Origin of the sequence: Novimethylophilus sp., from assembly GCF_036504375.1 — a bacterium.
Classification (GTDB): Bacteria; Pseudomonadota; Gammaproteobacteria; order Burkholderiales; family Methylophilaceae; genus Novimethylophilus.
Genome location: NZ_DASXVH010000027.1, coordinates 39,147 through 65,880 on the forward strand (window position 1 = coordinate 39,147; position 26,734 = coordinate 65,880).

23 protein-coding genes and 1 tRNA gene are annotated in these 26,734 nt (G+C 58.8%); 17 read left to right on the forward strand and 7 right to left on the reverse strand.

The genetic code is table 11. From position 1 onward, the window contains the following. Position 1: 1 nt before the first annotated feature. From VGK14_RS02795 to thiS, 4 genes are read right to left on the reverse strand one after another with little or no spacing between them, the layout of a single operon-like run. The gene (locus tag VGK14_RS02795; RefSeq protein WP_331507407.1) at positions 2–1,276 is read right to left on the reverse strand and encodes a murein transglycosylase A; all 1,275 of its coding nucleotides are present in this window, start codon (positions 1,274–1,276) and stop codon (positions 2–4) included. Next, entirely contained in the window at positions 1,276–1,659 is a 384-nt protein-coding gene (apaG, locus tag VGK14_RS02800) for a Co2+/Mg2+ efflux protein ApaG (RefSeq protein WP_331507408.1), read from the reverse strand. Before apaG ends, VGK14_RS02795 begins: the two co-directional genes overlap by 1 nt. An 8-nt stretch (positions 1,660–1,667) precedes the next feature. Further along, positions 1,668–2,450 (reverse strand): thiazole synthase, encoded by a 783-nt coding sequence (locus VGK14_RS02805; RefSeq protein ID WP_331507409.1) that lies wholly within the window; start codon positions 2,448–2,450, stop codon positions 1,668–1,670. A gap of 35 nt (positions 2,451–2,485) precedes the next feature. Next, positions 2,486–2,704, reverse strand: a complete 219-nt coding sequence (gene thiS / locus VGK14_RS02810; RefSeq protein ID WP_414691696.1) for a sulfur carrier protein ThiS — start codon at positions 2,702–2,704, stop codon at positions 2,486–2,488. A 166-nt stretch (positions 2,705–2,870) separates the two neighbouring features. Here thiS and VGK14_RS02815 point away from each other — a divergent pair. From VGK14_RS02815 to pqqA, 3 genes are all read left to right on the forward strand, one after another. Beyond that, positions 2,871–2,944, forward strand: a tRNA-Gly gene (locus tag VGK14_RS02815). Between the two features lie 66 nt (positions 2,945–3,010). Next, a complete protein-coding gene (locus VGK14_RS02820; protein WP_331507410.1) occupies positions 3,011–3,631 on the forward strand; it encodes a protein phosphatase CheZ in 621 nt (206 codons plus the stop codon). Positions 3,632–3,796: 165 nt separating this feature from the next. Next, positions 3,797–3,868 carry a pyrroloquinoline quinone precursor peptide PqqA gene (gene pqqA / locus VGK14_RS02825; RefSeq protein ID WP_081774944.1) on the forward strand — a complete coding sequence of 24 codons (72 nt, stop codon included), beginning with the start codon at positions 3,797–3,799 and terminating at the stop codon, positions 3,866–3,868. Positions 3,869–3,917: 49 nt separating this feature from the next. Here the strand turns inward: pqqA and VGK14_RS02830 are convergent, their stop codons facing one another. Next, positions 3,918–6,209 (reverse strand): tetratricopeptide repeat protein, encoded by a 2,292-nt coding sequence (locus VGK14_RS02830; protein WP_331507411.1) that lies wholly within the window; start codon positions 6,207–6,209, stop codon positions 3,918–3,920. A gap of 20 nt (positions 6,210–6,229) precedes the next feature. On the opposite strand from VGK14_RS02830, the gene VGK14_RS02835 reads away from it, so the two are divergent. The 13 genes from VGK14_RS02835 to VGK14_RS02895 all read left to right on the forward strand — a co-directional run bounded on the left by VGK14_RS02835 (position 6,230) and on the right by VGK14_RS02895 (position 21,097). Beyond that, complete coding sequence (locus tag VGK14_RS02835; RefSeq protein ID WP_331507412.1) at positions 6,230–6,706, forward strand: DUF3293 domain-containing protein; 477 nt, start codon at positions 6,230–6,232, stop codon at positions 6,704–6,706. A gap of 29 nt (positions 6,707–6,735) precedes the next feature. Next, on the forward strand, positions 6,736–8,166 hold the full coding sequence (locus VGK14_RS02840) for a sigma-54 dependent transcriptional regulator (RefSeq protein ID WP_331507413.1): 1,431 nt from the start codon (positions 6,736–6,738) through the stop codon (positions 8,164–8,166). A gap of 106 nt (positions 8,167–8,272) precedes the next feature. Next, positions 8,273–9,736, forward strand: coding sequence for an AAA family ATPase (locus VGK14_RS02845; protein WP_331507414.1), 1,464 nt, complete (start codon positions 8,273–8,275; stop codon positions 9,734–9,736). A 90-nt stretch (positions 9,737–9,826) separates the two neighbouring features. After that, on the forward strand, positions 9,827–11,566 hold the full coding sequence (gene mshL, locus VGK14_RS02850; RefSeq protein ID WP_331507415.1) for a pilus (MSHA type) biogenesis protein MshL: 1,740 nt from the start codon (positions 9,827–9,829) through the stop codon (positions 11,564–11,566). Then, the gene (locus VGK14_RS02855; protein WP_331507416.1) at positions 11,550–12,779 is read left to right on the forward strand and encodes a hypothetical protein; all 1,230 of its coding nucleotides are present in this window, start codon (positions 11,550–11,552) and stop codon (positions 12,777–12,779) included. The genes mshL and VGK14_RS02855 overlap by 17 nt, the downstream gene beginning before the upstream one ends. A 96-nt stretch (positions 12,780–12,875) precedes the next feature. Beyond that, positions 12,876–14,585: a GspE/PulE family protein gene (locus VGK14_RS02860; protein WP_331507417.1), complete on the forward strand. Its 1,710-nt coding sequence runs from the start codon at positions 12,876–12,878 to the stop codon at positions 14,583–14,585. A gap of 13 nt (positions 14,586–14,598) precedes the next feature. Next, the gene (locus VGK14_RS02865) at positions 14,599–15,804 is read left to right on the forward strand and encodes a type II secretion system F family protein (protein ID WP_331507418.1); all 1,206 of its coding nucleotides are present in this window, start codon (positions 14,599–14,601) and stop codon (positions 15,802–15,804) included. 38 nt (positions 15,805–15,842) lie between these two features. Further along, on the forward strand, positions 15,843–17,423 hold the full coding sequence (locus tag VGK14_RS02870) for a hypothetical protein (RefSeq protein ID WP_331507419.1): 1,581 nt from the start codon (positions 15,843–15,845) through the stop codon (positions 17,421–17,423). After that, complete coding sequence (locus VGK14_RS02875; RefSeq protein ID WP_331507420.1) at positions 17,420–18,040, forward strand: hypothetical protein; 621 nt, start codon at positions 17,420–17,422, stop codon at positions 18,038–18,040. The genes VGK14_RS02870 and VGK14_RS02875 overlap by 4 nt, the downstream gene beginning before the upstream one ends. Then, positions 18,037–18,597 carry a hypothetical protein gene (locus tag VGK14_RS02880; protein WP_331507421.1) on the forward strand — a complete coding sequence of 187 codons (561 nt, stop codon included), beginning with the start codon at positions 18,037–18,039 and terminating at the stop codon, positions 18,595–18,597. The genes VGK14_RS02875 and VGK14_RS02880 overlap by 4 nt, the downstream gene beginning before the upstream one ends. 13 nt (positions 18,598–18,610) lie before the next feature. Continuing rightward, positions 18,611–19,651, forward strand: coding sequence for a hypothetical protein (locus tag VGK14_RS02885; protein WP_331507422.1), 1,041 nt, complete (start codon positions 18,611–18,613; stop codon positions 19,649–19,651). A gap of 3 nt (positions 19,652–19,654) precedes the next feature. Continuing rightward, positions 19,655–20,347 carry a type II secretion system protein gene (locus VGK14_RS02890; RefSeq protein WP_331507423.1) on the forward strand — a complete coding sequence of 231 codons (693 nt, stop codon included), beginning with the start codon at positions 19,655–19,657 and terminating at the stop codon, positions 20,345–20,347. A gap of 3 nt (positions 20,348–20,350) precedes the next feature. Further along, positions 20,351–21,097: a molybdopterin-synthase adenylyltransferase MoeB gene (locus tag VGK14_RS02895; protein WP_331507424.1), complete on the forward strand. Its 747-nt coding sequence runs from the start codon at positions 20,351–20,353 to the stop codon at positions 21,095–21,097. Between the two features lie 2 nt (positions 21,098–21,099). Here the strand turns inward: VGK14_RS02895 and VGK14_RS02900 are convergent, their stop codons facing one another. Further along, the gene (locus tag VGK14_RS02900) at positions 21,100–22,728 is read right to left on the reverse strand and encodes a tetratricopeptide repeat protein (RefSeq protein ID WP_331507425.1); all 1,629 of its coding nucleotides are present in this window, start codon (positions 22,726–22,728) and stop codon (positions 21,100–21,102) included. Positions 22,729–22,983: 255 nt separating this feature from the next. On the opposite strand from VGK14_RS02900, the gene VGK14_RS02905 reads away from it, so the two are divergent. Then, the gene (locus VGK14_RS02905; protein ID WP_331507426.1) at positions 22,984–25,797 is read left to right on the forward strand and encodes a valine--tRNA ligase; all 2,814 of its coding nucleotides are present in this window, start codon (positions 22,984–22,986) and stop codon (positions 25,795–25,797) included. A gap of 26 nt (positions 25,798–25,823) precedes the next feature. Here the strand turns inward: VGK14_RS02905 and VGK14_RS02910 are convergent, their stop codons facing one another. Continuing rightward, complete coding sequence (locus VGK14_RS02910; protein ID WP_331507427.1) at positions 25,824–26,678, reverse strand: HDOD domain-containing protein; 855 nt, start codon at positions 26,676–26,678, stop codon at positions 25,824–25,826. Positions 26,679–26,734: the final 56 nt, after the last annotated feature.

The window sequence follows — 26,734 nt, forward strand, 5'->3', positions numbered from 1 at the left end:
GCTACTGCTTGCCGCTGGCGGCGAAGGCGTATCCCTTGGGCAGCAGCACCCACATTCTGCCCTGCTGCTTCATCGCTCCGGCCTGACGGCCGGCTTCAACGCCTGCGCCCCAGAAGAAATCGGCGCGTACCGCACCCTTGATGGCGCCGCCGGTGTCCTGCGCCAGCATCAGCCGCTGCAAGGGGCGCGCGCTGTTGGGCTGGGTGGTCGAAAGAAACACCGGCGCGCCCAATGGAATATAGCGCGAATCCACCGCCAGGCTGCGTTCAGCCAGAATAGGCACGCCCAGCGCGCCGAGCGGGCCGGGCAACCCGGCCGGCAATTCGCGGAAAAATACATAACTGGGATTGCTGTTCAGCAGGTCGCGCACTTTGCCGATATTGGCGCGCGCCCAGTTCTTGATGCCCTGCATCGACGCCTTGTCCGCCGTCAGCTCGCCGCGGTTGATCAGGATCTTGCCTATGGACTGGTAAGGCTGGCCGTTCTGGTCGGCATAACCCACGTGTACCTGCTGGCCGTGATCCAGCTGAACCAGGCCGGAACCCTGAATCTGCAGGAAGAACAGGTCGATGATGTCATCGACCCACAGCAGCTCGTTGCCCGCCAGCGGCGAATTCGCGACCTCGATTTCGCCCCGGCTGAAATAGGGCGACAGCCGGTTCTGCTCCAGCTTGCCGCGCAGGCGGCGGCTGGCGAGCTCCGGGTAGACGCTGCCGAGATCGACGGTAATCAGGTCCGAGGGACGCGAATACACTGGGTAGCGGTAGCGCTCGGTTTTTTGCCTGCTGCCGCGCAGCAAAGGTTCGTAATAACCGGTGATCAGCCCAGTATTGCTACCGTCCGGATTGGTGACCTGGTAGGGGCTGAAATACTGCATCAAATAAACCCGCACCTCGTCCGCACCGGGTGCGGGCATTTGCGCCGCTGCCTCGCACGCAGCTTTCCATGGGTCCTGCTTGCGCAAGGCTTGGCAACTTTGCAGCCAGGCCTTCCACGCGGCGGCGGGGTTATCGCTTTCCAGGCCTTCGACTTTTGCCCATTCCACCGGTCGCAGCAACCGGTACTCGCGGGTTTGCGCCGGTTCGATTGCGCCGGGTTCTGCGGGCGGAACAAAACGTTCGACATCGGGAATCTGGATCGGCGACGCCTCTTCCGCCAGCGGGCAGGCACAGGCTGCGGGAGGGATAGCCGGCGGGGTTTGAACCGGCGGTGCGGCAGGCTGGGTAGCGCAGGCTGCCAACGCCAGCGTCAACAGCCAGATGGATCTTTTCATCATCAATGCAATACGCGGGGGATCGCCAGGGTGAACGCGGGAATCGGTGCCTCGAACTGCGTGCCGTCCTCGGCCACGATCTGGTAGCTGCCTTCCATGGTGCCGACCGGGGTGGTGAGCACGCAGCCGCTGGTGTACTGGAAACTTTCGCTCGGCTGCAGCAGGGGCTGCGCCCCGACCACGCCCAGGCCGCGCACTTCCTGCACCTGGCTGGAAGCATCGGTGATCAGCCAGTGGCGGCTGATCAGCTGCGCGGCGATGCTGCCGATGTTGCTGATGGTTACGGTATAGGAGAACACATAGCGATTCTGTGCTTCATCCGACTGGTCCGGTACAAACGCCGTTTCTACCGAGACCGAGAATTCATAGCGCTTGTGAGAAGACATCGCCTCGCCTATTTGGAAATCAAGCCGGTGGTGGGGGAACTGGGCGAGGCCGAATACAGCTTCTTCGGCATGCGCCCCGCCAGGAAAGCTTCACGGCCGGCCTGCACCGCTTTTTTCATCGCCGCAGCCATCAGCACCGGATCCTTGGCACCGGCAATCGCGGTATTCATCAGAATGCCGTCGCAGCCCAGCTCCATTGCGATGGCCGCGTCGGAAGCGGTGCCGACGCCGGCATCCACCAGCACCGGCACCTTGACGGTATCGATGATGATTTGCAGGTTCCACGGGTTGAGTATGCCCATACCGGAACCGATCAGCGACGCCAGCGGCATCACCGCGCAGCAACCGATATCCTCCAGTTGCCTGGCGACGATGGGGTCGTCCGAGGTATACACCATCACGTCGAAGCCGTCCTTGATCAATATCCTGGCGGCGGCGAGAGTCTCAACCACGTTGGGATACAGCGTATCGGGATCTCCCAACACCTCCAGCTTGACCAGCTTGTGCCCGTCCAGCAGTTCGCGCGCCAGACGCAGGGTGCGCACCGCGTCGTCGGCGGAATAGCAGCCGGCGGTATTGGGCAGATAGGTGTATTGCGACGGCGGCAGCGCATCCAGCAACGATGGCTCGCCTGCATTCTGGCCGATATTGGTGCGGCGGATGGCGACGGTGACGATTTCCGCACCGCTGGCGTCGATGGCCGCCTTGGTCTGGGTGAAATCCCGGTATTTGCCGGTTCCTACCAGGAGGCGCGAGCCATAAGTCTTGCCGGCAATGGTCAATGTATGCATGAAGAAAACCTGTTAGTCAATATTCAGTCCGCCGCTCAGCCGCCGCCGACGGCGCCGACGATTTCCAGCTTGTCCCCCGAGGCGAGCAGGGTGTCGGCGAAAGCGCCGCGCGGCACGATCTCGCCGTTGCGTTCGATCGCCAGCCGCTTGCCTTCCAGCCCCAGCTTTCGCACCAGCTGGGCGACGGTGAAAGCGGAGATGTCAGCCGCTTCATCAAAGCTACGCTGGTTGCCATTTATGTTCAGAACTATCACTTTTGTAGCGTCAATTATGCTCAATCGATTTTGATGGTGCGGTAAATTACAGTAGAATTCGTGCGGGTGCGGAAGTTTCCGTACTAGGGAGCGATCCCTTCTGCTCGATTGACGCTCATTGTAAGCGACAACCGTCCTGCGGACCAATACATCAAGAGTACTCGGCGCGGGTGTAGTTCAATGGTAGAACTTCTGCTTCCCAAGCAGATAGCGTGGGTTCGATTCCCATCACCCGCTCCATGCTTTCCGGTACGCTCCCGCATGCTATGATTTCGCGCAAACGATCATCAATCGGGACCGTACGTCATGCCAGCAAACTCTCAACGCAAAAACCAGACTACCTTAGCCGATCCGCGGGTGGAAAAAATCGGCCACGCCACCGCCCGGCTGCACCGCCTGCTCAAGGAGCTCGGCCACGCCCGCAGCCTGGAAAAATCGGCCTCGACCATGCCTGACGCGCGCGACCGGCTGTCCTTCATCGATAAAGCCATGCATGAAGCCTCGGAAAAAACCATCAGCGCGGTCGAGGCCTCGGTGCCGCTGAACCATCGCAGCCGCACCGCCTGCGGCGACTTGGCCGTGCGCCTGTCCAATACCGCATTCAGCGAGCATCAGGAACTGGTGGAGGAAACCGTCACCGTGCTGGGCGAAATCGTCGCCAGCGAAGAAGTCGTCCACCACAACCTGATGCAAATCATGGAAGCGCAGGAGTTTCGCGACGTGGCCGGCCAGATGGTCAACAAGATCGTGGATGCCGCGGTTGAAATCGAAAACATCCTGCTCGACATTCTCAAGGAATACGCTCCGGATGCGAAAGATTCGCTGATCCGCACCGACAGCCTGACCGCCGGACCCAATCTCAAGGCTGAAGACAGCGTCAACGGCCAGGACGAAGTGGACGATCTGCTGGCATTGCTAGGGCTTTGAGTCGATGTCCATCCTTAGAATCTCATGATTTTCCTTAGCCTCTTATCATGGTGTTGTGTACCGGTGGGACGGAATCGTTGGGTTATAGTGCAGTCATACCTCCGGTAGCGTAACTCCATGACGCTCCTGAGTGATGACTGAAACTTTAAGAAAGGGAAATCGACCATGTGGACCAAGCCTGAAGTGACTGAAATGCGTTTTGGTTTTGAAGTGACCATGTACGTCTGCAATCGTTAATTCCGATTGCCGCAATAAAAAACGGGAACTTCGGTTCCCGTTTTTTATTTCAGCGCCCCGGCTCCATCAACTCCGGAGGCTGTCCTTGCAGCCAGCGCGCCCACATCCGTCGATATAGCTGTTCCAGATCGCGCGTAAACGCCTCGGTATCGAACAACGGCGCGGTGGTTCGCTGTTCCCGCAACTTGCTGCGCAAACCGTGCAGTTGCTGCGGATGTTGCGCCAGCCTCAATGCCAGTCGCGCATATTGTTCCATGGATTCGGTAATCAATTCCGGCAGCCCGACCGCGTGCAGCAGGCTGGCCGCCACTCGCCCCGCAAAGGTATCGCCGATGCAGGTGACCACCAGCACCCCGCTCCATAAGGCATCGCTTGCGGTGGTATGGGCATTGTAGGGCAAGGTATCCAGCAACAGGTCGGCCAACTGCTGGCGCGCCAGATGCTGCGCCAAAGGCAGGCGGGGAGCGAACACCAGCCGCTCGCTGTCCACTCCTCTTTTCTGGGCCTCGCGCCGCAGATTGCCTTCCGCCAGGGTATTGGCTTGCAGCAGCCACAACACGCTGCCCGGCACCTCGCGCAGCAAGCGCATCCAGACATCGAACACCTCAGGCAGGATTTTGAAGGCCTGGTTGAAACCGCAGAATACGAAAGCGTTTTCCGGCAGGCCGCATGCGGCTCGCGTCGGCACGGAGTCAAGCGGGCGGCGGCGGTCGTTGGGCTGATAAGCGTGCGGCAGCAAGGCCAGCTGTTCCGTGTAGTGGATGGCGTGCTCGGGTGGCGTGACGACAGGGTCGCCGATCAGGTAATCGACAAACGGCGCGCCCATCGTTCCCGGATAGCCGAGATAATTGATCTGCACCGGCGCCGGCCGCAACGCCAGTATTTGCGAACGGGTATGCGCGGTGTAGCCCTTGAGGTCGATCAGGATGTCGATGGCGTCGCGATGTATGCGCCGCGCCGCCTCTTCCGCAGTCAGCGCGCGGATATCTTCGAAGCGGTCGAAAGCCTTGCCCAGCCTCACCCGCATCGGGCCGGCATCGTCAGGGCCGTAGGAATAGGCGGTTATTTCGAAAGCGCCGCGGTCGTGCAGCTCGAACACCTCGGCCATCAAATAAGCGGTGGCATGCTCGTGAAAATCCGCCGACAAATAGCCCAGCCGGATTTTCGGCCCGGGCTTGCGCCGGAAAGTAAATGCCAGCTTGTCGCCGATTGCCCGATATTTTCCATATTGTCCGGCAGACCAGTTTTCGGCGCAACGCCGCTGTTCCGCGGCGGTCGTTCCCGGCACGGCCAGCATCGCAAACGGCGAAATCTGCGCTTCGGGCTCTTCGCGCACCAGCGCACGGACCTGTTCCGACAGCAAGTTCAAATCGCTCCAGTCGCAAGCATGCTGGCATTGATGCAGCAGATGGGCGCGCGCATGATGCAGTTGCGGGTTGAGGCGCAGCGCTTCGCGGTAGCAGGCGATCGCCTCCTGCAAACGGCCCAGTTCGCGCAGGACATTGCCCAGGTTGTTGTGGATATCGGCATCGTCTGGGGCGAGGCGGACGGCATCCCGGAAGCAGGTCAGCGCCTCATCAAAGCGGCCCAGTTCGCGCAGCGCATTGCCCAGGTTGTAGCAGGCCGCGGCATCCGATGCATCGGTGCGCCGCGCCTGGCGATACCATGCCACCGCTTCTTCCGCGCGGCCCAGTTCCTGCATCAGCCAACCCAAATGGCGGCTGGCAGCCGGATAATCCGGCTGCAGGCGCAGCGCCTCGCGATAACTGGCGGCAGCCTCATCAAAGCGGCCCAGTTCGCGCAGCGCATTCCCCAGATTGTTGTGGATGTCGGCATCGCCAGGCATCCCACGTTGCGCTTCGCGAAAACATTGCGCGGCTTGCTCGAACGCCCCCTGGTCGTACAGCACGTTGCCCAGGTTGAATCGGGTCGCGGCACTCGGCTGCAGGCGCAGCGCGGCATGGTAACTGGCAGCCGCCTCGTTAAGCAGACCCAGCATGTGCAGCGCGCTGCCGAGATTGTTGTGGATATCCGCATCGCCGGGCGCCAGTTGCAGCGCACGGCGGTAGGCCTCTACGGCTTGTCGCGGTTGTCCGTGCGCACGCAGCGCCAGCCCCAGATTGTTGTGATAGTCCGACTGGCGCGGAAGTATGGCGATGGCCTTGCCGATCTCGGCAATCGCCAGCACGAAATCTCCGCGTTGATAGGCGGCCAGGCCGAGCAGATGCAGCGCCTGGGCATTGCCGGGCTGGGCGCGAAGAATCTGCCGGTAAAGCGCTTCCGCCTGCGCCAGCTGGCCGGCCTGGTGGTATTGCAGGGCACGCTGGAAGGTATGTTGCATGACGTATAAACTTGATATCGATGAAGCGCAAAATTGATACCCGCCATTCTAATGTATCCTCGCCCGCGTTCGCTCATCTGGACGCGGCATATCGCGCCACCGCCTATACGGTTTATTTGGCGGACGGCGCCCTTGCCCTGCGCGTGGGAACAGCGTCGCCGGCACTGGATGGCTGGCTGAAGCGGTATGGCTACGCATCGTGGGCATTTGTTTCCGCATGCAACCCCGGTTCGCGACCATCGACCGCTGCGGAAAACGACGCCCGCCACGCACGGCTGGTCGCCGCGGTCGAGGCGCTTGGACTGGAGTGGATAGCTGGCATGGGGGTACCGGATGACGGGGGCTGGACGCCGGAAGCCAGCCTGTTCATCCCGGGCATCGCACCGACCGATGCCTTGATGCTGGCTTCGCGTTTCGGCCAGAACGCCATCGTATGCGGAACCTTGGGTGGAGTACCGCAATTGCGGTATTCCGCGTCCCCCCAATTAAGGATATAGTTAAGAGCCCGTTTCAACTTTGAATCCCAATGGTCACCGAGAAACCCAGGCTCATGCTCGTGGATGATGATCCGCTCATTACGGACACCTTGCATTTTGTGCTGAGCGAAGATTTCGACGTGAGCGTGGCGGAATCCCGCACCCAGGCCAGAAGCCTGTTGCGCCAGCTCGGCGCACCACCGCAAATCGCGCTGGTCGATCTCGGCCTGCCCCCTGCCCCCCACAGCCCGGACGAAGGATTCAAGCTCATCGGCGAATTGTTGGCGTACGCGCCGGCAATGAAGATTTTCGTCCTTTCCGGCCAGAACAATCAGACCAATGCCCGGCATGCGCTGGCGCTGGGGGCAATGGAATTCATCGCCAAGCCGTGCGATGTGGAACAACTGCGCTCGCAGCTCAAAGATGCGCTGCGTCTGCAAAATGCCGAATCCGTCGCCGGCAACCTGCAATCCGGCTGCGGACTGATCGGCGAAAGCCTGGCCATGAATGTGCTGCGCAACCAGATCCGCCAGTTCGCCACGGCTCCATTTCCGGTACTGATCGAGGGCGAATCCGGCAGCGGCAAGGAACTGGTTGCTGCCTGCCTGCACAGCCTGAGCGCCAGGCGCGGCAACGCCTATCTTTCGCTCAATTGTGCGGCAATCTCACCGACGCTGGCGGAGTCCATCCTGTTCGGCCATGCCAAAGGGGCATTCACCGGCGCGGAGAGCGCCAGCTCCGGGTATTTCGAAGACGCCGGCGCAGGTTCGTTGCTGCTCGATGAAATCGGCGAGCTGCCGGGCGACATGCAGGCCAAACTTTTACGTGTTCTGGAAAACGGCGAATACCAGAGGGTGGGCGAGACCCAAATACGCAAGAGCCGCGCCCGCATTCTCGCCGCCACCAATCGCGATTTGCGCGATGAAGTCAGGGCCGGCCGCTTCCGCGCCGACCTCTACCATCGGCTGAATGTGTTCGCACTGCGCGTCCCCCCGTTGCGCGAGCTGGAAGACGACCGCCTGGCCCTGCTTGAACACTTCCGCAGCTTTTACGCCAAGGAAATCGGCCGCCCCCCTTTCGAGCTGGATCACGCTGCGCGCCAGGCCTGGATGGCCTATCCTTTCCCCGGCAATGTACGCGAGCTGCGCAATATCGTAATCCGCCTGGCAGCAAAACATGCGGGAGACACGGTAAACCGGGACCAGCTTGCCGCCGAATTCGACCCGTTGGCCGGAGAAGCCGTTGCCGGCAGCGACGCCCTGCTGAACGATCCGCAGGCCATGATGACGTTCGCGCAAAAACATTTGCAGTCACAATTCAACGTCAGTCTCGACCATATCCTGCGGCTGTGGGAAAAGTCCTACGTCGAGGCAGCGCTCAAACTCACCCATGGCAATCTGAGCCAGGCGTCGCGCCTGCTGGGAGTCAACCGCACCACGCTGTACGGGCGCATGCAGTTTTTCGAAACTACCGTAGAATAAATGCGCAAAACCTATTCATCTCGTAAAACGAAAGGAAAACGGCATCATGTTTGTTTTTCCCACGTCCACCTGATTCACATGGTTTAGAAACGGGAGAAGTCACTTTATGTACTACGCTCACTTCGGCCTGAAACAGCCTCCTTTCAAAATCACCCCCAACACGGAATTTTTCTTTTCCGGCGGCAATCGCGGCGCGGTGCTGGACGCACTGGTATACGCGATCACCAGCGGCGAAGGCATCGTCAAGGTCGTAGGCGAGGTGGGAAGCGGCAAGACCATGCTGTGCCGCATGCTGGAATCGATGCTGCCCGAGAATGTCGAGCGCGTCTATCTCGCCAACCCCAGCGTAGCGCCGGAAGACATCCTGCATGCGATCGCCTTCGAACTGCAGCTGGACTTGCCGCAGGATGCAGACCGCCTGCAGGTCATGCAGGCTTTGCAGAAGCATTTGATCGAACGTCACTCGCAAGGGCGGCAGGTCGTCATTTTCGTGGAAGAAGCGCAAGGCATGCCGCTCACCACGCTGGAGGAAATCCGCCTGCTTTCCAACCTGGAAACCAAGCACGATAAGCTGCTGCAGATCGTGCTGTTCGGTCAGCCGGAACTGGATGCCAACCTCAACCAGCAGCATATCCGCCAGCTCAAGGAGCGCATCACCCACAGCTTCAATCTCGGTCCGCTGGCCGACCATGACATTGGCGATTACCTCATCTACCGCTTGCGCACGGCCGGTTATTTCGGACCGCCGCTGTTCACCAAAAGCGCGGTAAAAGGCATGGCAAAAGCGTCTCAAGGCCTGGTGCGGCGCATCAATATCCTTGCCGACAAGGCCATGCTGGCTGCGTTTGCGGAAAACACCTACATCATTTCGCCCAAGCATATCAACGTGGCCATCAAGGACAGCGAGTTCGGCATGGAAGATGCGCGCCCTACCCAGTCCCATGCCACATACTGGATCGCGGCTGCGATGTTGTTGATAGGGCTGGGGCTGGGTTTCGGCGTCCATTCCTGGGTACCGTCGACAGCCGACCGGCCCGCTGCCGGAAATTCGACCGGACAAGTGCAGACGCCATTCGCAAAAACCGCTGCTGCACCCAGCGCGGCATCCGCATCTCCTCCAGCCACCCCGGCGGCGCCCGAAGCGCCGGTGCCTGGGCATTCCGCCGCCGCTCCTGTCGCAGTCGCGCTTGCTACGGAGCATGAAGTACCTGCAGCGCCTCAAGCCAGGGAAAGTTCGACCGACATTCTTGAGAAACGACTGCAGGCAACCCGGGAATGGCTGTCACAGCAGCCACCGGGCACGGTGAGCATCCAGATCATGGGCACCGACAAGCCGGAACAAATGCGCAAGCAGCTGCTCAGCCTGCAGCACAGCGTCGAACTGGACAAACTGTTCGTCTACCGCACCACGGTCAAAGGCATGCCGTTCATGAACGTGGTGTATGGCAGTTATCCCGAACGGGCGGCCGCCTATAAAGCGCTGGCAGAACTTCCGGCAGCGCTGCGCGCGCATCGGCCCCATCTGCGCACGGTAGGAGGCATACTTGAAGAAACAAAAACAGTTCAATAGCTTACGCTTGCATTTTAAATTTGTTTGTGCGATAAAGAGGCTAATTGAGCAAAGCCCGAACAATCAAGTGTTCATGAACTGGCACCCAATATGAGAAAACTCTGGCTTTCAGGTTGCATGCTGATAGGACTCGCGGGCTGTGCCCATCAGTCCGCCATCACGCCTTCGGCCGGCCATATCGGTGCCGGGCAGGAAGCGCAAAACACCGTGGTTCCCTCCGGCGAGATCCCCAAGCCGATTAAAAATCCCGGCTATATACCGCCGCCAAAACCGAAAACGAAAGAGCAAACCTATAGCGTCGTCGTAAGCGATGTGCCGGTGAAGGAAATCCTGTTTGCGCTGGCGCGCGAGAGCAAGATGAACATCGACATTCATCCGGCGATCCAGGGCAATGTCACGCTCAATGCGGTGGACCAGACGCTACCGGCGATACTGGAAAGGCTTGGCAAACAGGTAGATCTTAAATACAAGATCGATGGCAATATCCTTTCCATCATGCCGGACTTTCCCACGCTGCGGACCTATAAGGTCAACTACGTCAACATGGATCGGGATACGACTTCCTTGATTGGCGTAGCGGCAGAGATTGCTTCGACCGGCAGCGCCGGTGAATCGAGCGGCGGTTCAGGAAACAAGTCCACTACAACCGTAAACAGCACATCCAAAAACAATTTTTGGGAGTTGCTGACAGATAGCATTCGTAACATTCTCAAGACTACCAAGAGCCAAGCAGCCAGTACCGAGGAGAGGGCAGCAAGAGCGGATGCCATTCGCATGGCACAGGAAGACCGCCTGAAACAGGTAGAAGCGGTAAGTAAGGCGGGGGCGGGAGCAGAAAAACTTTTTCAGGAGGCTTTCAAGGCCCAACCTGCTAATTTTGAAAGTAAAGACGAGGTCATTCTGAATCCGGTTGCCGGCACAGTAACGGTAATGGCAACCGAACGGCAGCATGGCTTTATTCAACAATACATCGATACCGTCATGGCTTCGGTACAACGCCAGGTGCTGATCGAAACCACCATTGTTGAAGTGGCACTGAACGACCGGTTCCAGACCGGGATCGACTGGAGCCGCCTGGGAAGCAACGGCGGCAACAAAGGCTTTACCTTCAAGCAAACCCTGGGAGGCGCACCGTTAGCCGGCAACCAATTCATTCTTGGGTATTCCAATACTGCCAGCAAACTGGGCGACCTTGCCGCATCTTTAAGATTACTGGAAAGCTTCGGTAATACCCGCGTTCTTTCCAGCCCAAAGTTGATGGCCCTTAATAACCAGACGGCCATCCTCAAGGTAGTCAATAATCTGGTTTATTTTACGGTGAAGTCGGACACGACGACGCCAGCCACCGGCCCGGCGGTAACCAATAAAACCTCGACCCCCCACACTGTGCCGGTAGGCGTCGTCATGAGCGTAACTCCACAAATCAACGAAAACGGGGCAGTAACACTCAATGTTCGGCCAACAATTTCGCGTAGCGTGGGTGCCGGTATTGAAGATCCCGTCAACCCGGGAAGCCGCGTACCTGAAATTCAGGTACGCGAAATGGAATCAATGCTGCAAGTTAATAGCGGGCAAACTGTGGTACTGGGTGGCCTGATGCAGGATGAAGCAAACAAAAATACCGATGCCGTTCCCGGGATTTCCAAACTACCATTGATTGGTAAGCTCTTCCAAGGTAAAGACGATACTGTTAAAAAAACCGAACTCGTGATTTTCCTGCGTCCCACCGTCGTTCCCAACGCCAGCCTGGAAAGCGACGAACTAAAATCCTTCAAACAATATCTGCCCGACCAGCAATTGTCGGCAATTACCGATGAGCCTGCTAATTAAAGCCCTGCAGAAGGCGGAGCAGAGCAAGGAAAAGGCCGGAGCCAAGGATACGGCCAAGGAAAACGTCACGCTGGAGCTGACGCCCCAGCATGACGAACTCAATGCCGACGTTTCGCCGGCAGAGGCTTCAGATTTTTACGCGCAGGCCAAGCCGATGCCGTCCGCAAATGGCGAAAAAACCGCTGCTGCGGTGCCCGCTCGTACCACTGCGCGCGAAGCGGCAGCAAATCTGTTCCGCGCGCATACCGAAACCGCCGTCATCCCCGGCGGTCGCCGCGCATTCTGGCTGGGGCTGGGCGGATTGACGGTATTGCTGCTATGCGGTATCGGCTTCTATTTTTATCTGCAATCCCTGCAGCAACCGGAAGTAGTCGTACCCCGCCAACCCGTCAAGCCTGTTACATCGGTTGCAGTTGCGGCACCAGCCGCTCCTGACAGCACTGCCGCGCCTGCGCCACCAGAAACGCCGGGGCCGTCAGTGGCAGCCGCACCTGCCGAGACGAAACCCACAGAGCCGGCTGCCGTCGCATCACTCCCGGTGGCGGCGCCTCCGGCAGGCGCCAAACCGGCCGTTAGCAAGCCAGAGGCAGAAGACCCGGCAATCAAGGTGACGCGCAACCGCCAATCAGAGCCTGCCGTCAACGCCACGGCAGTGGCGGCCTATCAGGCATTTACCACCGGCGACGATGCCGCGGCGGCTCGACTGTATCGCCAGCTGCTGCAAGCCGAACCTCGCAATCTCGATGCCTTGCTGGGATTGGCCGCGATTTCCGCGCGGCGCGAGAATACCGACGACGCCACACACTATTACTTGCGTACGTTGGAATTGGAGCCTAAAAACAGTATCGCCCAGGCCGGACTTATCGCTCTGCTTGGCCAGGCTGATCCGGTGGCCGCAGAAAGCCGGCTCAAGACCTTGCTTGCGCAGCAACCGGAGGCGGCTTATCTGCATGCGGCTTTGGGTGGCGTATATGCCGGGCAGGGTCAATGGCCAAATGCGCAACAGGCTTATTTTCAGGCCTTCCGGCTCGACGCCACCGATGCCGAGCACGCCTTTAATCTTGCAGTGAGCCTGGACCAGATGGGCAAACCCGAACATGCACTGGATTACTATCAACGCGCTCGCGAACTGCTGCTGCAACAGGGCGGCGCGATAGACCGCAATCAACTGAATACGCGCATTGATCAATTGAGATCGGCCCTGGGAAAATAATCCCTTCGTGAATCGGGGATGGGGCGTTCCCTGAGCGTGCATTTCAGGCATAATCATCCAAAAACTCGAGATACGCTCGATCCCGAACTCGAACCTATGTCCGAATCCAGAAGAAAAATGCGCCTGGGCGAATTGATGATGCAGCAGGGTCTGATCAGCCAGGACCAGTTGCGCATCGCCTTGATGGAACAAGGCCAGAACAATATCCCGCTCGGACGCCAGCTGGTCCGGCTGGGTTTCGTCACCGAGGCGATGGTGCGCGACTTGGTGGCGCATACCATCGGACAGGAAAGCGTCGACCTCGCCTCCGTGATCGCCGATGTCGAAGCGCTCAAACTGGTGCCTGAGGAATTCGCCCGCCGTCACCGCTTGCTGCCGATCGCCTATGAAGCTGCCGGCCAATCGCTGGTAGTGGCGATGGCGGATATGTTCAACGTGATGGCGCTGGACCAGCTGCGCGCCATACTGGGCGATCAGATCCAGATTCAGCCGGTACTCGCGGGCGAAGCCCAGCTCGAAGAGCACATCGACCAGTTCTACGGCTACGAACTCTCCGTCGACGGCATCCTGCGCGAAATCGAGACCGGCGAAATCGACTATGGCAGCCTGCAAACCGCCGCCGGCGAAGAATATACCCAGCCGGTGGTGCGCCTGGTAGGCGCATTATTGATGGATGCGGTGAAACGCGGCGCCTCGGACCTCCATTTCGAGCCGGAATACGCTTTTTTGCGCATCCGTTACCGTGTCGATGGGGTGCTGCAGCAGATCCGCAGCCTGCATAAAACCTATTGGCCCGGCATTGCGGTACGGCTCAAGGTCATCAGTGGCATGGATATCGCCGAAACCCGCGCTCCGCAGGACGGCCGGCTGAGCATCACACTGTGCGGGCGCACCATCGATTTCCGCGTTGCCAGCCACCCCACCATCCACGGCGAAAACATCGTGCTGCGCGTGCTCGACCGTGAAAAATCCATCATTACTTTCGAAAATATGGGCCTGCGCCCCGCAGTGCTGGATCAGCTCAAGGTGATGATGGCGCGGCCCGAGGGCATACTCATCGTCACCGGCCCCACCGGCAGCGGCAAGACGACCACGCTGTATTCGCTGCTGTCCTTCCTCAACGACGAAACAGTCAATATCATGACGCTGGAAGACCCAGTGGAATATCCGGTCACGATGATGCGGCAAACCTCGGTGGCGGAGGCGCATAAAGTGGATTTCGCCACCGGCATCCGCTCCATCATGCGCCAGGACCCCGACATCATCCTGGTGGGCGAGATGCGCGACCATGAAACCGCAGAAATGGCATTCCGCGCCGCGATGACCGGGCACCAGGTGTTCTCGACGTTGCACACCAATTCCGCGCTCGGTACTTTTCCGCGCCTGCTGGATATCGGTATTTCATCCGACATCATGTCCGGCAACATCATAGGCGTAGTCGCGCAGCGCCTGGTCCGCGTGCTCTGCGTGCATTGCAAGGAGGCCTATCAACCGAGCGAGGAAGAATGCCAGTTGCTGGCGCTCGACCAAGGCGCGGTGCACACAAGAATCTACCATCCTGTGGGATGCAAGCGCTGCAATTACACCGGCTATAAAGGACGCATGGCGATCATCGAGCTTTTGCGCATCGATGCCGAACTGGATTCCCTCATCGCGCGCCGCGCGCACCTGGACGAACTGCGACAGGCCGCTGCCGCCAAAGGCTTCATCACGCTGGCCGAGGACGGCATCCGCCGCATCGTCGAAGGCGTCACCGGCCTGGCTGAAGTCTCGCGCGTAGTGGATCTCACCGGCAGGCTGCACTAGCCGTTTCATAGCCATGCCGGTCTTCCTTTACAAGGCAGTCGATCCAGCCGGCAAATCTGCGCGAGGTCAGATGGAAGCCTTCAACGATGTCGATCTGGAATTGCGCCTCAAGCGCATGGGGCTGGACCTGGTCACGTTCCGTTCTGCCAAGAAACAGCAGAGCCTGTTCGGCGGCCTCAGCGTCAGCCTGCAGGATCTCATCATGTTCTGCTTCCAGATGGAGCAGCTGACGCGGGCAGGGGTACCGGTGCTGGAAGGGCTGGCCGATTTGCGTGACAGCACGCCCAACCCGGCATTCCGCGAAATCATCGGTCAACTGGTTTCCGCGGTGGAAGGCGGCTTGCTGATATCCCAGGCGATGGCGCAGCATCCCAAGATTTTCAATAACGTCTTCGTCAGCCTGGTGAAGGCCGGCGAGCAAACCGGAAAACTGGCGGAGGTCTTCGACAATCTGGCGTCTACGCTGAAATGGCAGGATGAGTTGATGGCCCAGACCAAACGGCTATTGGCGTACCCGCTGTTCGTGATGGTCGTGGTGTTGGGAGCGACCGCTTTCCTGATGACCTATCTGGTGCCGCAAATGGTGGGATTTCTCAAGAACATGGGGCAGGAAGTGCCATTGCAGACCAAGATCATGATTGCGGTTTCCAATGCCATGGTGCAATGGTGGTGGCTGTTTCTAACCATACCCGTGCTGGCCTTCATCGGCGTGTCGATAGCGATCAAGCAAAATCCGGAAGCTCGCTACCGTTTCGACTATCTTAAGCTGCACCTGCCTATCACCGGCATCGTCATGCAAAAAATCCTCATGGCGCGCTTTGCCCGCTATTTTGCCTTGATGTATCAGACCGGCATCCCCATCCTCGACGCCATCAAGACTTGCCAGGATATCGTCGACAACCGCGTGGTGGCGGATGGCCTGGAGCGCGCCCACCAGCAGATCAATGCCGGCGAGAGCATGAGCGAAAGCTTTCATAATCTTGGCCTGTTTCCGCCGCTGGTGGTCCGCATGATCCGGGTCGGCGAAGGCACGGGGGCACTGGATGCCGCACTGCTCAACATCAGCTACTTTTATGACCGCGACGTAAAGGATGCCGTCGAAAAAATGCTGAAGATGCTGGAGCCCACACTGACTATCGTACTGGGCGCGCTGTTGGCGATGATTATGTTTTCGGTGCTTGGACCGGTGTACGACTCGCTGTCCAAGATGAAGTTTTAATTGATAAACATGGCCTTGAGCGCTATCCTTGATTTGACATGATTTCAAAAATAGTTATCTGTGTCACCGCCAAGCAAGCCAGCGTCGGTCTGTGGCGCTTAAAACGTCTGTGTTCCTGCACGATCTTTACCAATGATGAAGCCGGGCATAACGATTTCCGCCTGTTCCTGCGCCATCACGCCGACGTCCCGATCCATCTGATCGTCGACACGGTCGAGGAAGACTTCCGGCTGGAAACCCTGCCGCACGCATCGGGCGGCGCGCGCCAGGAAATAGTCGAACGCAAGCTCAACCAGCTCTACCGCAACACCGGCTATCGCACTGCGTTGTTTGTCGGCCGTGAAGCGGACAAACGCCGCGACGACCGGTTTTTGCTGATGTCCCTGACCAATCCCGATATCACCACTCCCTGGGCTGCCGCCATCGAGGATCTGCAAGCGCCTTTGGCAGGGGTTTATTTGCTGCCCATTGTCAGTCAGCTATTGGCCAAGACGCTCAAGCTAAAAACACCGGATTTACTGCTGATGACAAGGCAGAGCACGGGACTGCGCCAGACTTACTTTTCCGGCGGGCACCTGCGAATAAGCCGTCTTACGCCACTGGCCGGCATGGACGAGCGTCAGATCGAACAGCTTTACGCCAACGAAACTGAAAAAACCCGGCTGTATCTGATCAGCCTGCGCATGATCACGCGCGATAGCCGGCTGCAACTGGTGTTTCCCACCGCAGACGCAGTGGATGACAAATTCTGCCCGCGGCTGGAAAGCAGCCAGGGCGTGAGCTGCGAAGTGATCGATCCGGCAGAACTGGCACAGCGCTGCGGATTGGAGGTGAAGCTGCTGCAACAGTATCCCGATCTCCTGCACATGCACGCCCTGGCCAGCCACAGCCCCATCGGCAATCTGGCCCCTGCCAAGCAAACCCGGCATTACCAATTGCACAAACTGCGTAGCGGCATCAATCTGACCGCGACGTTGTGCATTTCCATCGCAGCCATCATCGCCGGCGCCAACCTGTTGATTGCCGCCAACCTGGGCCGGCAGTTAAAGGCGGCGGCAGCCGAAACCCAGCATCAGGAACGGCTCTACGCCGAGGTGGCGCAAAATTTCCCGAAAACCTCGCTGCCGGGGAGCGATCTTAAAACCGCGACTGAAATGGCCGGCAAAATCCGCGAACTCAACCGTACGCCGCAGCGCATGATGAAAGCCGTGAGCGCAGCCGTGGATGCCCAGCCGGAAATCATGCTTAACCGCATGCGCTGGAAGCTGACCGAAGACCCCAATACCCGGGATGAGGAAGAAAAAGGAACGGGAACGAATGGCAATAACCAGCCGATTGCGCCGCCGGTAACGCCCAATGGTTTTTACGAAATCGCCTTTATTGATGGCGAGATCAGCAATTTTAACGGCGACTACCGCTATGCGCTGGAAAGCGTGAATCGGCTGGTCGAAGGGCTGAAACAGAACAAGTCCGTCGAGCAGGTCGCCATCCTGCAGCAGCCGGTCAACACCAGTTCGCTCGCCAATCTCCAAGGCAGCACGCTGGATGAGCAGGCGCAACAGCTGCCGGCGGCGCAGTTCAAGATCAAACTCATCCTCAAGCCAGAGGCGGCCAAATGAAATTTACCGCCCACGACTGGCGCAAGCTGCAATTGCCGCTGATCACCTTCGGCGTGGCGCTGATCATTGCCACCTTGCTCTATGCCTCCACCGATACCCGCAAACTCAAGGTGCAACAACTACTGCAAACACAGCAAAATGCGCTTAACCAGGCTCGCCAGCGCTATCAAACCTCCGGCACGGAAAAAGACGCTATCGTCAAATACTTGCCTGCCTACCAGCAGCTCATCAAGCGCGGCTTTGTCGGCGAAGAGCAGCGTGTGCGCTGGATCAGCGACTTGCGTGACATCAACATGCGCTACAAGCTTTTCGGCATCAGCTACGACATAGACGCCCAGCAGGATGACAAGACCATGCAGACGCTCAACCCCGGCAATTTCAAACTGCACCGCTCGGTGATGAGGCTCAGCTTCGCGATGCTGCATGAATACGATTTGCTTACTTTGCTGCAGGCGCTGAAAAACGGCGAAGGCAGTCCGCCTTTCATATTGCGCGACTGCGTCATCACCCGGATAACCAGCGGCAAGCACACCAAATTTGTTCCCAACCTCAACACCATCTGCGAATTGGACTGGCTGACCATCACCGAACCGCAGAACGGGGGAAACAAACCATGACGCGGCTACCGGGAATCCTTCTCTGCATTCTGCCGATGCTGGCCTTGGCCGACAATGGAGGTATCGGCCGGCTGTTTTTAAGCCCTGCCGAGCGGGCCTCGCTGGACGCCATACGCCAGAACAGCAAGCCCCCGGAGAAAATCGTCAATGCCGATGAAACTCACGATGGGGAAAAGGATATCGCGCCCGATGCGCCCGCCCCGGCTACCCCGGTCGTTACCGTGCGCGGGTATGTCAAACGCAGCGACGGCAAGGGCACGGTTTGGGTCAACGGCCTGCCGCTATCGGAAAAGACGACCGCAAAAGACTTTGAGGTTGGCCGCCTACGCGGCGATACCGACCAGGTGCAAATAAGACTTTCCCGCACCGGGCAGACCGTCAGCATCAAGGCGGGACAAAGTTTCGATCCGGCGAGCGGCAAGGTCGTGCAGAATTTGCAGGATCTGCCACGCTCTCCTTCAGCCGGTTCCTCTGGCGTTCAAAAGCCGACCGGAGCGGCAAAGATGCCAGAAAAATCACCGCCTGACCCGGCTGCCGATATGCCGAAAAGACCCTGATTGGGGGTTGATCATGGCCAAGCGGCAAATCAGTCTGCAGTCCCAGCACGGCGTGACGCTTATCATGCTGGTGTTTTTGGTTGGATTGGCTATAGCGGCTTATCTAGTACATGCACTGGATGCCAATGCAGTCAAAATTGAGCGGGATAAAAAGACTGTTGCAGCGTTGGCGGAGGCGAAGGCGGCATTGGTTGGATGGTCGGCTGGACATCCCACTATGCCGAGTACATTGCCTTGTCCTGATACAAATAATACGGGCAGCTCTGGCGCATGTACCGCAACGGCTGGCCTTATTGGTCGCCTGCCATGGAAAACACTCGGAATCAATGACTTGAGAGACGGCAGCGGCGAGTGTTTGTGGTATGCGCTTTCTCCTTTGTACCGGAATACCATAATAGTTGCCAACAGGACTTCCAACAAAATCAACAGCACCATTCCCGGCACGATCACAATCAAGGGGGCGGATGGTATTAATTTTCCCGCGCCGGTCATCGCCGTCATCATCGCGCCTGGTTCGCCATTGACGGGGCAGGATCGTAGCGGTGCCGGCAGCACGGTATGCGGAGGCAACACCACGGCCAGCAATTATCTTGATATTACCCAAGGAATTGATAATTCAACCGGCAATGTTTCTGGGAGCAATTATACTTTCATTGCAGGCGCGGCTTCTGACACTTTTAACGACCGGCTTATCTACATTACTGCCGATGAATTTTACCTGACGGTGAGAAAACGCATGGTCAAGGAAATATTGGGAAATGTTGCGGTACATGCCGGCCCTGTAAAATATTTTGACACTAACATTTACTATCCTTGCCCGGCGGCAACACCCGCGGGGAGTTCGGACTGTTCGCGCACGTCAGGCTTTGTCAACAATTCCGGAATGGGGCTGCAATACGCAGCGCTCGGCTCTTGGTTGGCTAATAACGATTGGTTTGCTCTGGCAACTTATTCCTACCCTTCTTTTTTCCATGTCAAGATAACGCTGGCCGATGCCTTGGGAAGCTATTCCTGCGACGCAACTTTGAACATATTCACTTGTGCCTCACCTTGAGCCATGACACACCAGCATACATTAATAAAAGGCTTTACCTTGGTCGAGATGGCCGTGGTTCTGGTTATTGTCGGCTTGATGCTGGGCGGATTGCTGGCACCTTTGTCGGCGCAAATAGAGCAGAAAAATCGCGAAGAAACCCGGATCATTCTGGATGAGGCCAAGGAGGCATTGATAGGGTTTGCCATGGCGAAGAAATACTTACCTTGCCCGGATGCAAACGCAATTCCCGCCGGAACCGAAGGGGCACGCAATGCCGGAAATCAATGTGTAAATCCTGAGGGAACACTCCCTTGGCAAACCCTGGGAGTGCGAGGGATAGATGCATGGGGACGATATATTCATTACCGCGTCACACCTGTTTTTACGGACAACAACAGCTTTTTCAGTTTAGCTTCGACAGGTGGCATTACTGTTAAAAGCGACACTGGAACTTTGACAACTGCTGCAGTAGCAGTGTTGCTATCGTACGGCCCGAATGGGTATGGCGGTATCAATACAATTCAAGCGACCCCTAGTAATCAAATGCCGTCGCCGACGGGCGCGGATGAGATAGAAAATACAAACCAAAATACAACATTTATCATCCACGCACCTGTTCCACAAGGCTCTGCCAATGAGTTTGACGATAGCCTTGTTTGGTTGCCGGCAAATATCCTATTTAACCGCATGGTCGCCGCCGGTAGGCTACCCTGAATTATGAACGACAACCAACTCCTCCGTTACAGCCGCCACATCCTGTTGCCGCAGATTGCTTACGAAGGGCAGGAAAAGCTCTCGCAGTCTCACGCGCTGATCGTCGGCGCCGGCGGCTTGGGCTCGCCCGTTGCGCTGTATCTCGGCGCGGGCGGCGTGGGCAAACTGACGATTTGCGACTACGACGACGTCGACATGACCAATCTCCAGCGCCAGGTCATCCATAACACCGCGGCCATCGGCGTCAACAAGGCGATTTCCGCGCAGCAGTCATTGCAGGCGATCAACCCCGAAATCAGCGTGACGCCCATTCCGCGCAGATCGACGGAGGAAGGATTGCTGCAACTGGCCGAAACGGCGGACGTGGTGATAGATTGCAGCGATAATTTCCGTACGCGCTATGCCCTCAACCGCATCTGCGTGCGGCTGAGAAAACCCTTGGTTTCCGGCGCAGCCATCGGTTTCGAGGGCCAGGTCACGGTTTTCGACATGCGGCATGACGATAGTCCCTGCTATCACTGCCTGTTCCCCGACATGGACACCGACAGCGAGATGCGCTGTGCGGAAAACGGCGTGTTTGCGCCGCTGGTAGGCATAATAGGCACGGTGCAGGCGGCGGAGGCGATGAAATTGCTGTTGGGCATCGGCGAAAGTCTGCAAGGGCGGCTGCTGCTGCTCGACTGCACGACCATGGAATGGCGCAGCATCCGCCTCAAACGCGACCCTGCCTGTAGCGTCTGCGGCCGCTAGGCTTAGAGCCCGCAGACTTCCTGTACGCCCATGCTGCAAGCCTGTTCGTAATCCTGCCGGGCGGCGGTCTGGTTGCCCAGGGCTTCATAGACCTTGGCGCGCCCCAGATAAGGATTGTAGTAATTCGGGTCGAACCAGATGGCTTCGTCATAGTCGTTCAACGCCTCCATGTACCTGCCGGTTTGCAGATAGGCCACTGCCCTGTCGTTGTACAACCGGCTGTAGGCCGGCAACAGTTTGAGACCGGCGTCGAAGTCGCGGATGGCCTCCGCGTAATGCTGTGCGTTCAAATACGCTACGCCGCGGTTGTGATAGATGCGCCCCAGACCGGTGGGATTGCTGCTGTGCTGGGCCAGCCGCAACGCATCGTCCCACAGCCTTATGGGCTCGGCAAAAGTGGATAGCCGGTTCCAGGTAAGCGGGACCAGCCCCAGTATCATGACGGCAAGCACCGCCACGGCCTGCCTGGCGGACAGTTTCTGCAACAGGAACGGCAAAGCCGCAACCACGCATGGCATCCACAGATAGCTGCGATAGAGCACGAAAATCTCTTGAATCCTGACGGTCGACAACTCCGTCGCGAACAACAGCCAGGGACAGAGCATGGCGAACCCCAACAGACCGGTTCTGCCTTGTTGCCACAGCAGACGCAAGGCGACGACGGGGTAAACGGCAAACGCCAGGAACCCCGCGGTTTCCGGCCATATCCATAGCCTGGTGGCGAATCCGGCGCGCATGTCCACCGACATGCGCGCAATATCGGGTACCAGCCATAGCGACAGGTATTTGAAATACAAAAAGCTTTGGGTAAGGATGGACAGCGGGTAAATCTCGCGCGCATCGATATCCAGCATGGACAGCATGCTGGCACCGTTCGGTTCGTAAGCCTGGCCGATGATATTGCCGAATTTCACCTGGAAAACGATAAAGATCCCGATCAATCCGTACAGCACAAACGTCGGCCAGACCTGAGCAAACAGTTTCTTGCCGGGCTGGCGCACCAGCAACAGCAAGGCAAACGCTACCGCAGGCACCATGATCGCGTGCTCCTTGGATAGTGTCGCCAGCAGATAGGTGAGCGCCGAAGCCAGCAGCCAGCTTTGCTTGTTGCGCACCATCCCTTCCAGAAACAGCAGCCAGGTCGCCAGGCCAAACAATGTCGCCATCAGGATGGTGCGCTGCACCAGGTAAGCCACGCCATACACCGCGGCGGGATGCAGCGTAAACAGCAGCGCCCCGGCAAAAGCGAACCAGTCTGACGAGAGAATGCTGCGACCCGAACGGGAGTCAGTGCCGGCTTCCGGCACCGCGATCGCGAACAGCCTGCGCAGAAACAGAAACAGGAGAAAACCGTTGGCGATATGCAAGGCCAGGTTTCCCAGGCGCAGCCAAACCATCTCCTCCCCCGCCATGCTGCGCGTCCACCCGAACGTGGCATACGGCAACGCGCGCAAATTGAAGTTGAGGAAGGCCCGCAGAAAGTCAGCATCATTGCCCTCGAAGAAGCCGTGATCGTCGAACACCAGCGGATTCGATAAGAAATGGCCATACATGGCGGCCACCGCCATGAATAGCACCGACATCTGGAAAAGAATACGGCCGGCCGGAAAGCGCTTTTCGGATGCTGTCATAGAGCCGCGAAACAATACCGGGGCGAACTATTCGCCTCGGCCAGATGCTGGCCACCACCACCCGGTCGCCGAGGAGCGGCAAACATCCCGCCCAGCATTTCCACGCCGAGCAGGACGAGTCCCAGAACGGCCCAACTCCAGACTGGTGGCAGCATGCGATAGCCCTTTTACAGAACGGCTTGAAATGCTAGCAGAAATTGCCGGAAACCTGTGGGTAAATGGGCTGCGGGGAGGGCTGTGGTAAAATCCCGCCCCATGAGCGAACTAGATAAAGCATTTGAACCCAAGAACATAGAAGGCCGCTGGTACGATTTCTGGGAATCGAGCGGCTATTTTTCAGCCGGACTGGACACGGCAAAAACCGACAATTTCTGCATCCTGCTGCCGCCGCCCAACGTCACCGGCACGCTGCACATGGGCCACGGGTTCAACCAGACCATCATGGATGCGCTGACGCGCTACCACCGCATGCGCGGCGACAATACGCTGTGGCAGCCGGGCACCGACCATGCCGGCATCGCCACGCAAATCGTCGTGGAGCGCCAGCTCGACGCCCAAGGCTTGTCGCGCCACGATCTCGGGCGCGAGAAATTCCTGGAAAAAGTCTGGGAGTGGAAGGAGCATTCCGGCTCCACCATAACCCGCCAGATGCGCCGCCTCGGCACCTCGCCCGACTGGACGCGCGAGCGCTTCACGATGGACGAAGGCTTGTCGAAAATCGTCACCGAGACCTTCGTGCGCCTCTACCGCGAAGGCCTGATCTACCGCGGCAAGCGCCTGGTGAACTGGGACCCCAAGCTGCATACCGCGGTGTCCGATCTGGAAGTGGTAAGCGAGGAGGAAGACGGTTTCCTGTGGCATATCCGCTACCCGCTGGCGGACGGCTCGGGGCATCTCACGGTTGCCACTACGCGCCCCGAAACCATGCTCGGCGACACCGCCGTGATGGTGCACCCGGAAGACGAACGTTATAAGCATCTCGTAGGCAAGACGGTGAGGCTGCCGCTCGCCGCGCGCGAAATCCCGATCATCGCCGACGACTACGTGGACCGCGAGTTCGGCACCGGCGTGGTCAAGGTGACGCCGGCGCACGACTTCAACGACTACGCGGTGGGCCAGCGCCATCACTTGCCGCTGATTTCCATCCTCACGCTGGATGCCAAGATCAACCACGAGGCGCCCGAACAATACTGCGGCATGGATCGCTTCGACGCTAGAGCGGCCATCGTGGCCGACCTCGAAACGCTCGGCCTGCTGGAAAAGATCGACAAGCACAAGCTCAAGGTGCCGCGCGGCGACCGGACCGGCGTCGTGATCGAGCCCATGCTCACCGACCAGTGGTTCGTGGCGATGAGCAAGCCCGGCAATGACGGCAAATCCATCACCGAGCAGGCGCTGGAAGTGGTCGCCAACGGCGAGATCAAGTTCCACCCGGAAAACTGGGTGAACACTTACAACCAGTGGCTCAACAACATCCAGGACTGGTGCATTTCGCGCCAGCTGTGGTGGGGGCACCAGATTCCCGCGTGGTACGGCGTCAACGGCGAAGTATTCGTCGCCCACGACGAAGCCGAGGCCCGGCACCAGGCCGACGAGGCGGGCTACGCCGGCATGCTGATGCGCGACCCGGACGTGCTGGACACCTGGTACTCCTCCGCGCTGTGGCCGTTCTCCACGCTGGACTGGACGCCGGAGTGGCCGGATAAGTCCAACTCCGCGCTCGATCTCTACCTGCCGTCGTCGGTGCTGGTGACCGGCTTCGACATCATCTTCTTCTGGGTGGCGCGCATGGTGATGATGACCAGGCACATCACCGGCAAGATCCCGTTCAAGGACGTCTACGTGCACGGCCTGATCCGCGATGCGGAAGGGCAGAAGATGTCCAAGTCCAAGGGCAACGTGCTCGATCCCATTGATTTGATAGACGGTATCAGCCCCGACGAGCTGGTGAAAAAGCGCACCGCCGGCCTGATGAACCCGAAGCAGGCCGAGAGCATCGAGAAAAAGACGCGCAAGGAATTCCCCGAGGGCATCCCGGCTTACGGCGTGGATGCACTGCGCTTCACCTTTGCCAGCCTGGCGAGCCCGGGCCGCGACATCAAGTTCGACATGCAGCGCTGCGAAGGCTATCGCAACTTCTGCAACAAGCTGTGGAACGCCACGCGCTTCGTGCTGATGAACGTCGAGGGCAAGGATTGCGGCCTGGGACCGTGCCGGAACGATTGCGGACCGGATGGTTATCTGGATTTCTCCCAGGCCGACCGCTGGATCGTGAGCCTGCTGCAACGCACCGAAACCGAGGTGGAGAAGGGCTACACCGATTACCGCTTCGATTATGTGGCGCAGGCGATCTACAAGTTCGTGTGGGACGAGTATTGCGACTGGTACCTGGAACTCGCCAAGGTGCAATTGCAGAGCGGCAGCGAGGCGCAGCAGCGCGCCACTCGTAGGACATTATTGCGCGTGCTGGAAACCGTGCTGCGCTTGGCGCATCCGGTAATCCCGTTCATCACCGAGGAGCTGTGGCAGAAGGTGGCGCCGCTCGCCGGACGCACGGGCGAGAGCATCATGCTGCAGGCCTATCCGCAGAGCGAACCCGCCAAGATCGACGCCGCCGCGGAAGCCTGGGTCGCCGACCTCAAGCAGGCGGTGGACGCCTGCCGCAGCCTCAGGGGCGAAATGAACCTGTCGCCGGCGCAGAAAGTGCCGCTGGTGGCGGCCGGCCCGCACGCCGCACTGGAGGCCGTCGCGCCCTACCTCAAGCCGCTCGCCAAGCTGGCCGAGGTCGAGATCCTCGCCGAGCTGCCGGACGCGGACGCGCCGGTGGCGCTGGCGGGCGAATTCAGGCTGATGCTCAAGGTGGAAATCGACGTTGCCGCCGAGAAGGAGCGGCTGTCCAAGGAAATCGCCCGCATCCGGGGCGAGATCGTTAAAGCGGAAGCCAAGCTTTCCAATGCCAGCTTCGTCGAACGCGCCCCGGCGGCCGTGGTGGCGCAGGAGCAGGAGCGCCTCGCCAATTTCCGCACCAGTGTGGACAAGCTGCAAGCACAGCTGGCAAAACTGAAGTAAAACCGCCGGAATCTCGGCGGGCAGGCTTATCTCGCTGCCGAGTAGTTTTCGATGATGTCTTCCTCGAACTCGCGCAGGCCGTCGGTGCTCACGCCCAGTTCCTCGATGGCATGCTGCCGGCAAATCGCCCATTCGGCATCATCCGGCGTTTTCATCATCACGTTGTAGATGTGCGTGGCGGCTTGCAGCATGGCCACCACGGTTTTCGCCGGATGATCCAGCGTCGGCGTTTCGTGATGGTGGCGTATGCCTTGCAGGATGAGGTCCGGCAGGCGCCAATGTTTGCCCACCATATAGCCCACGACGCAATGGTCGGTATCATGCTGCCGGTCTTGTTGGGCGAGATCCGGCCAGCCGCCGCCGTTCAGCTGCCCCAATTCCTTGCAGTAATCCGCAAAACGCTGCATCAGGATAGGCACGCCGCAATCGTGAAACAGCCCTGCCATATAAGCCTGATCCGCAGGAATGTGGCATATCGAGAATTGCTTCCTGGCGATGGCGGCGGCGATCTGGGCGATGTCGCCGGAACGCTCCCAGAATTTCTCGTACGCCAGCGAATTGCCGCTCAACGCTTGTCGGATGGCGATGCTTTTCACCAGGTTGGTGACCTGCGTCAAACCCAGCAGGGTAATCGCGGTTTCGGCCGAGTCTATGCGCCGTGACAGGCCCATGGCCGGAGAATTGACCACCTTGAATACGCTTGCAAGCAAAGCCGGGTCGGTGGCGATCACATTGGCGATGGCCTTCACGTTGACCCTGGGCTGTTTGGCAAGATGCTCGATTTCCATCAAGGCCTTGGGCTGAGGCGGAATAGTTACGCCCTGGCCCAGTATGGCCTCGATTTCCGGTCCCTCGATTGCTCTCGGAGTGGAATCCAGCATCGTCTCGCCTTTCTTTAATTATTAGTTAAGGCCGCCGCAGTCTTGCTAACATCATG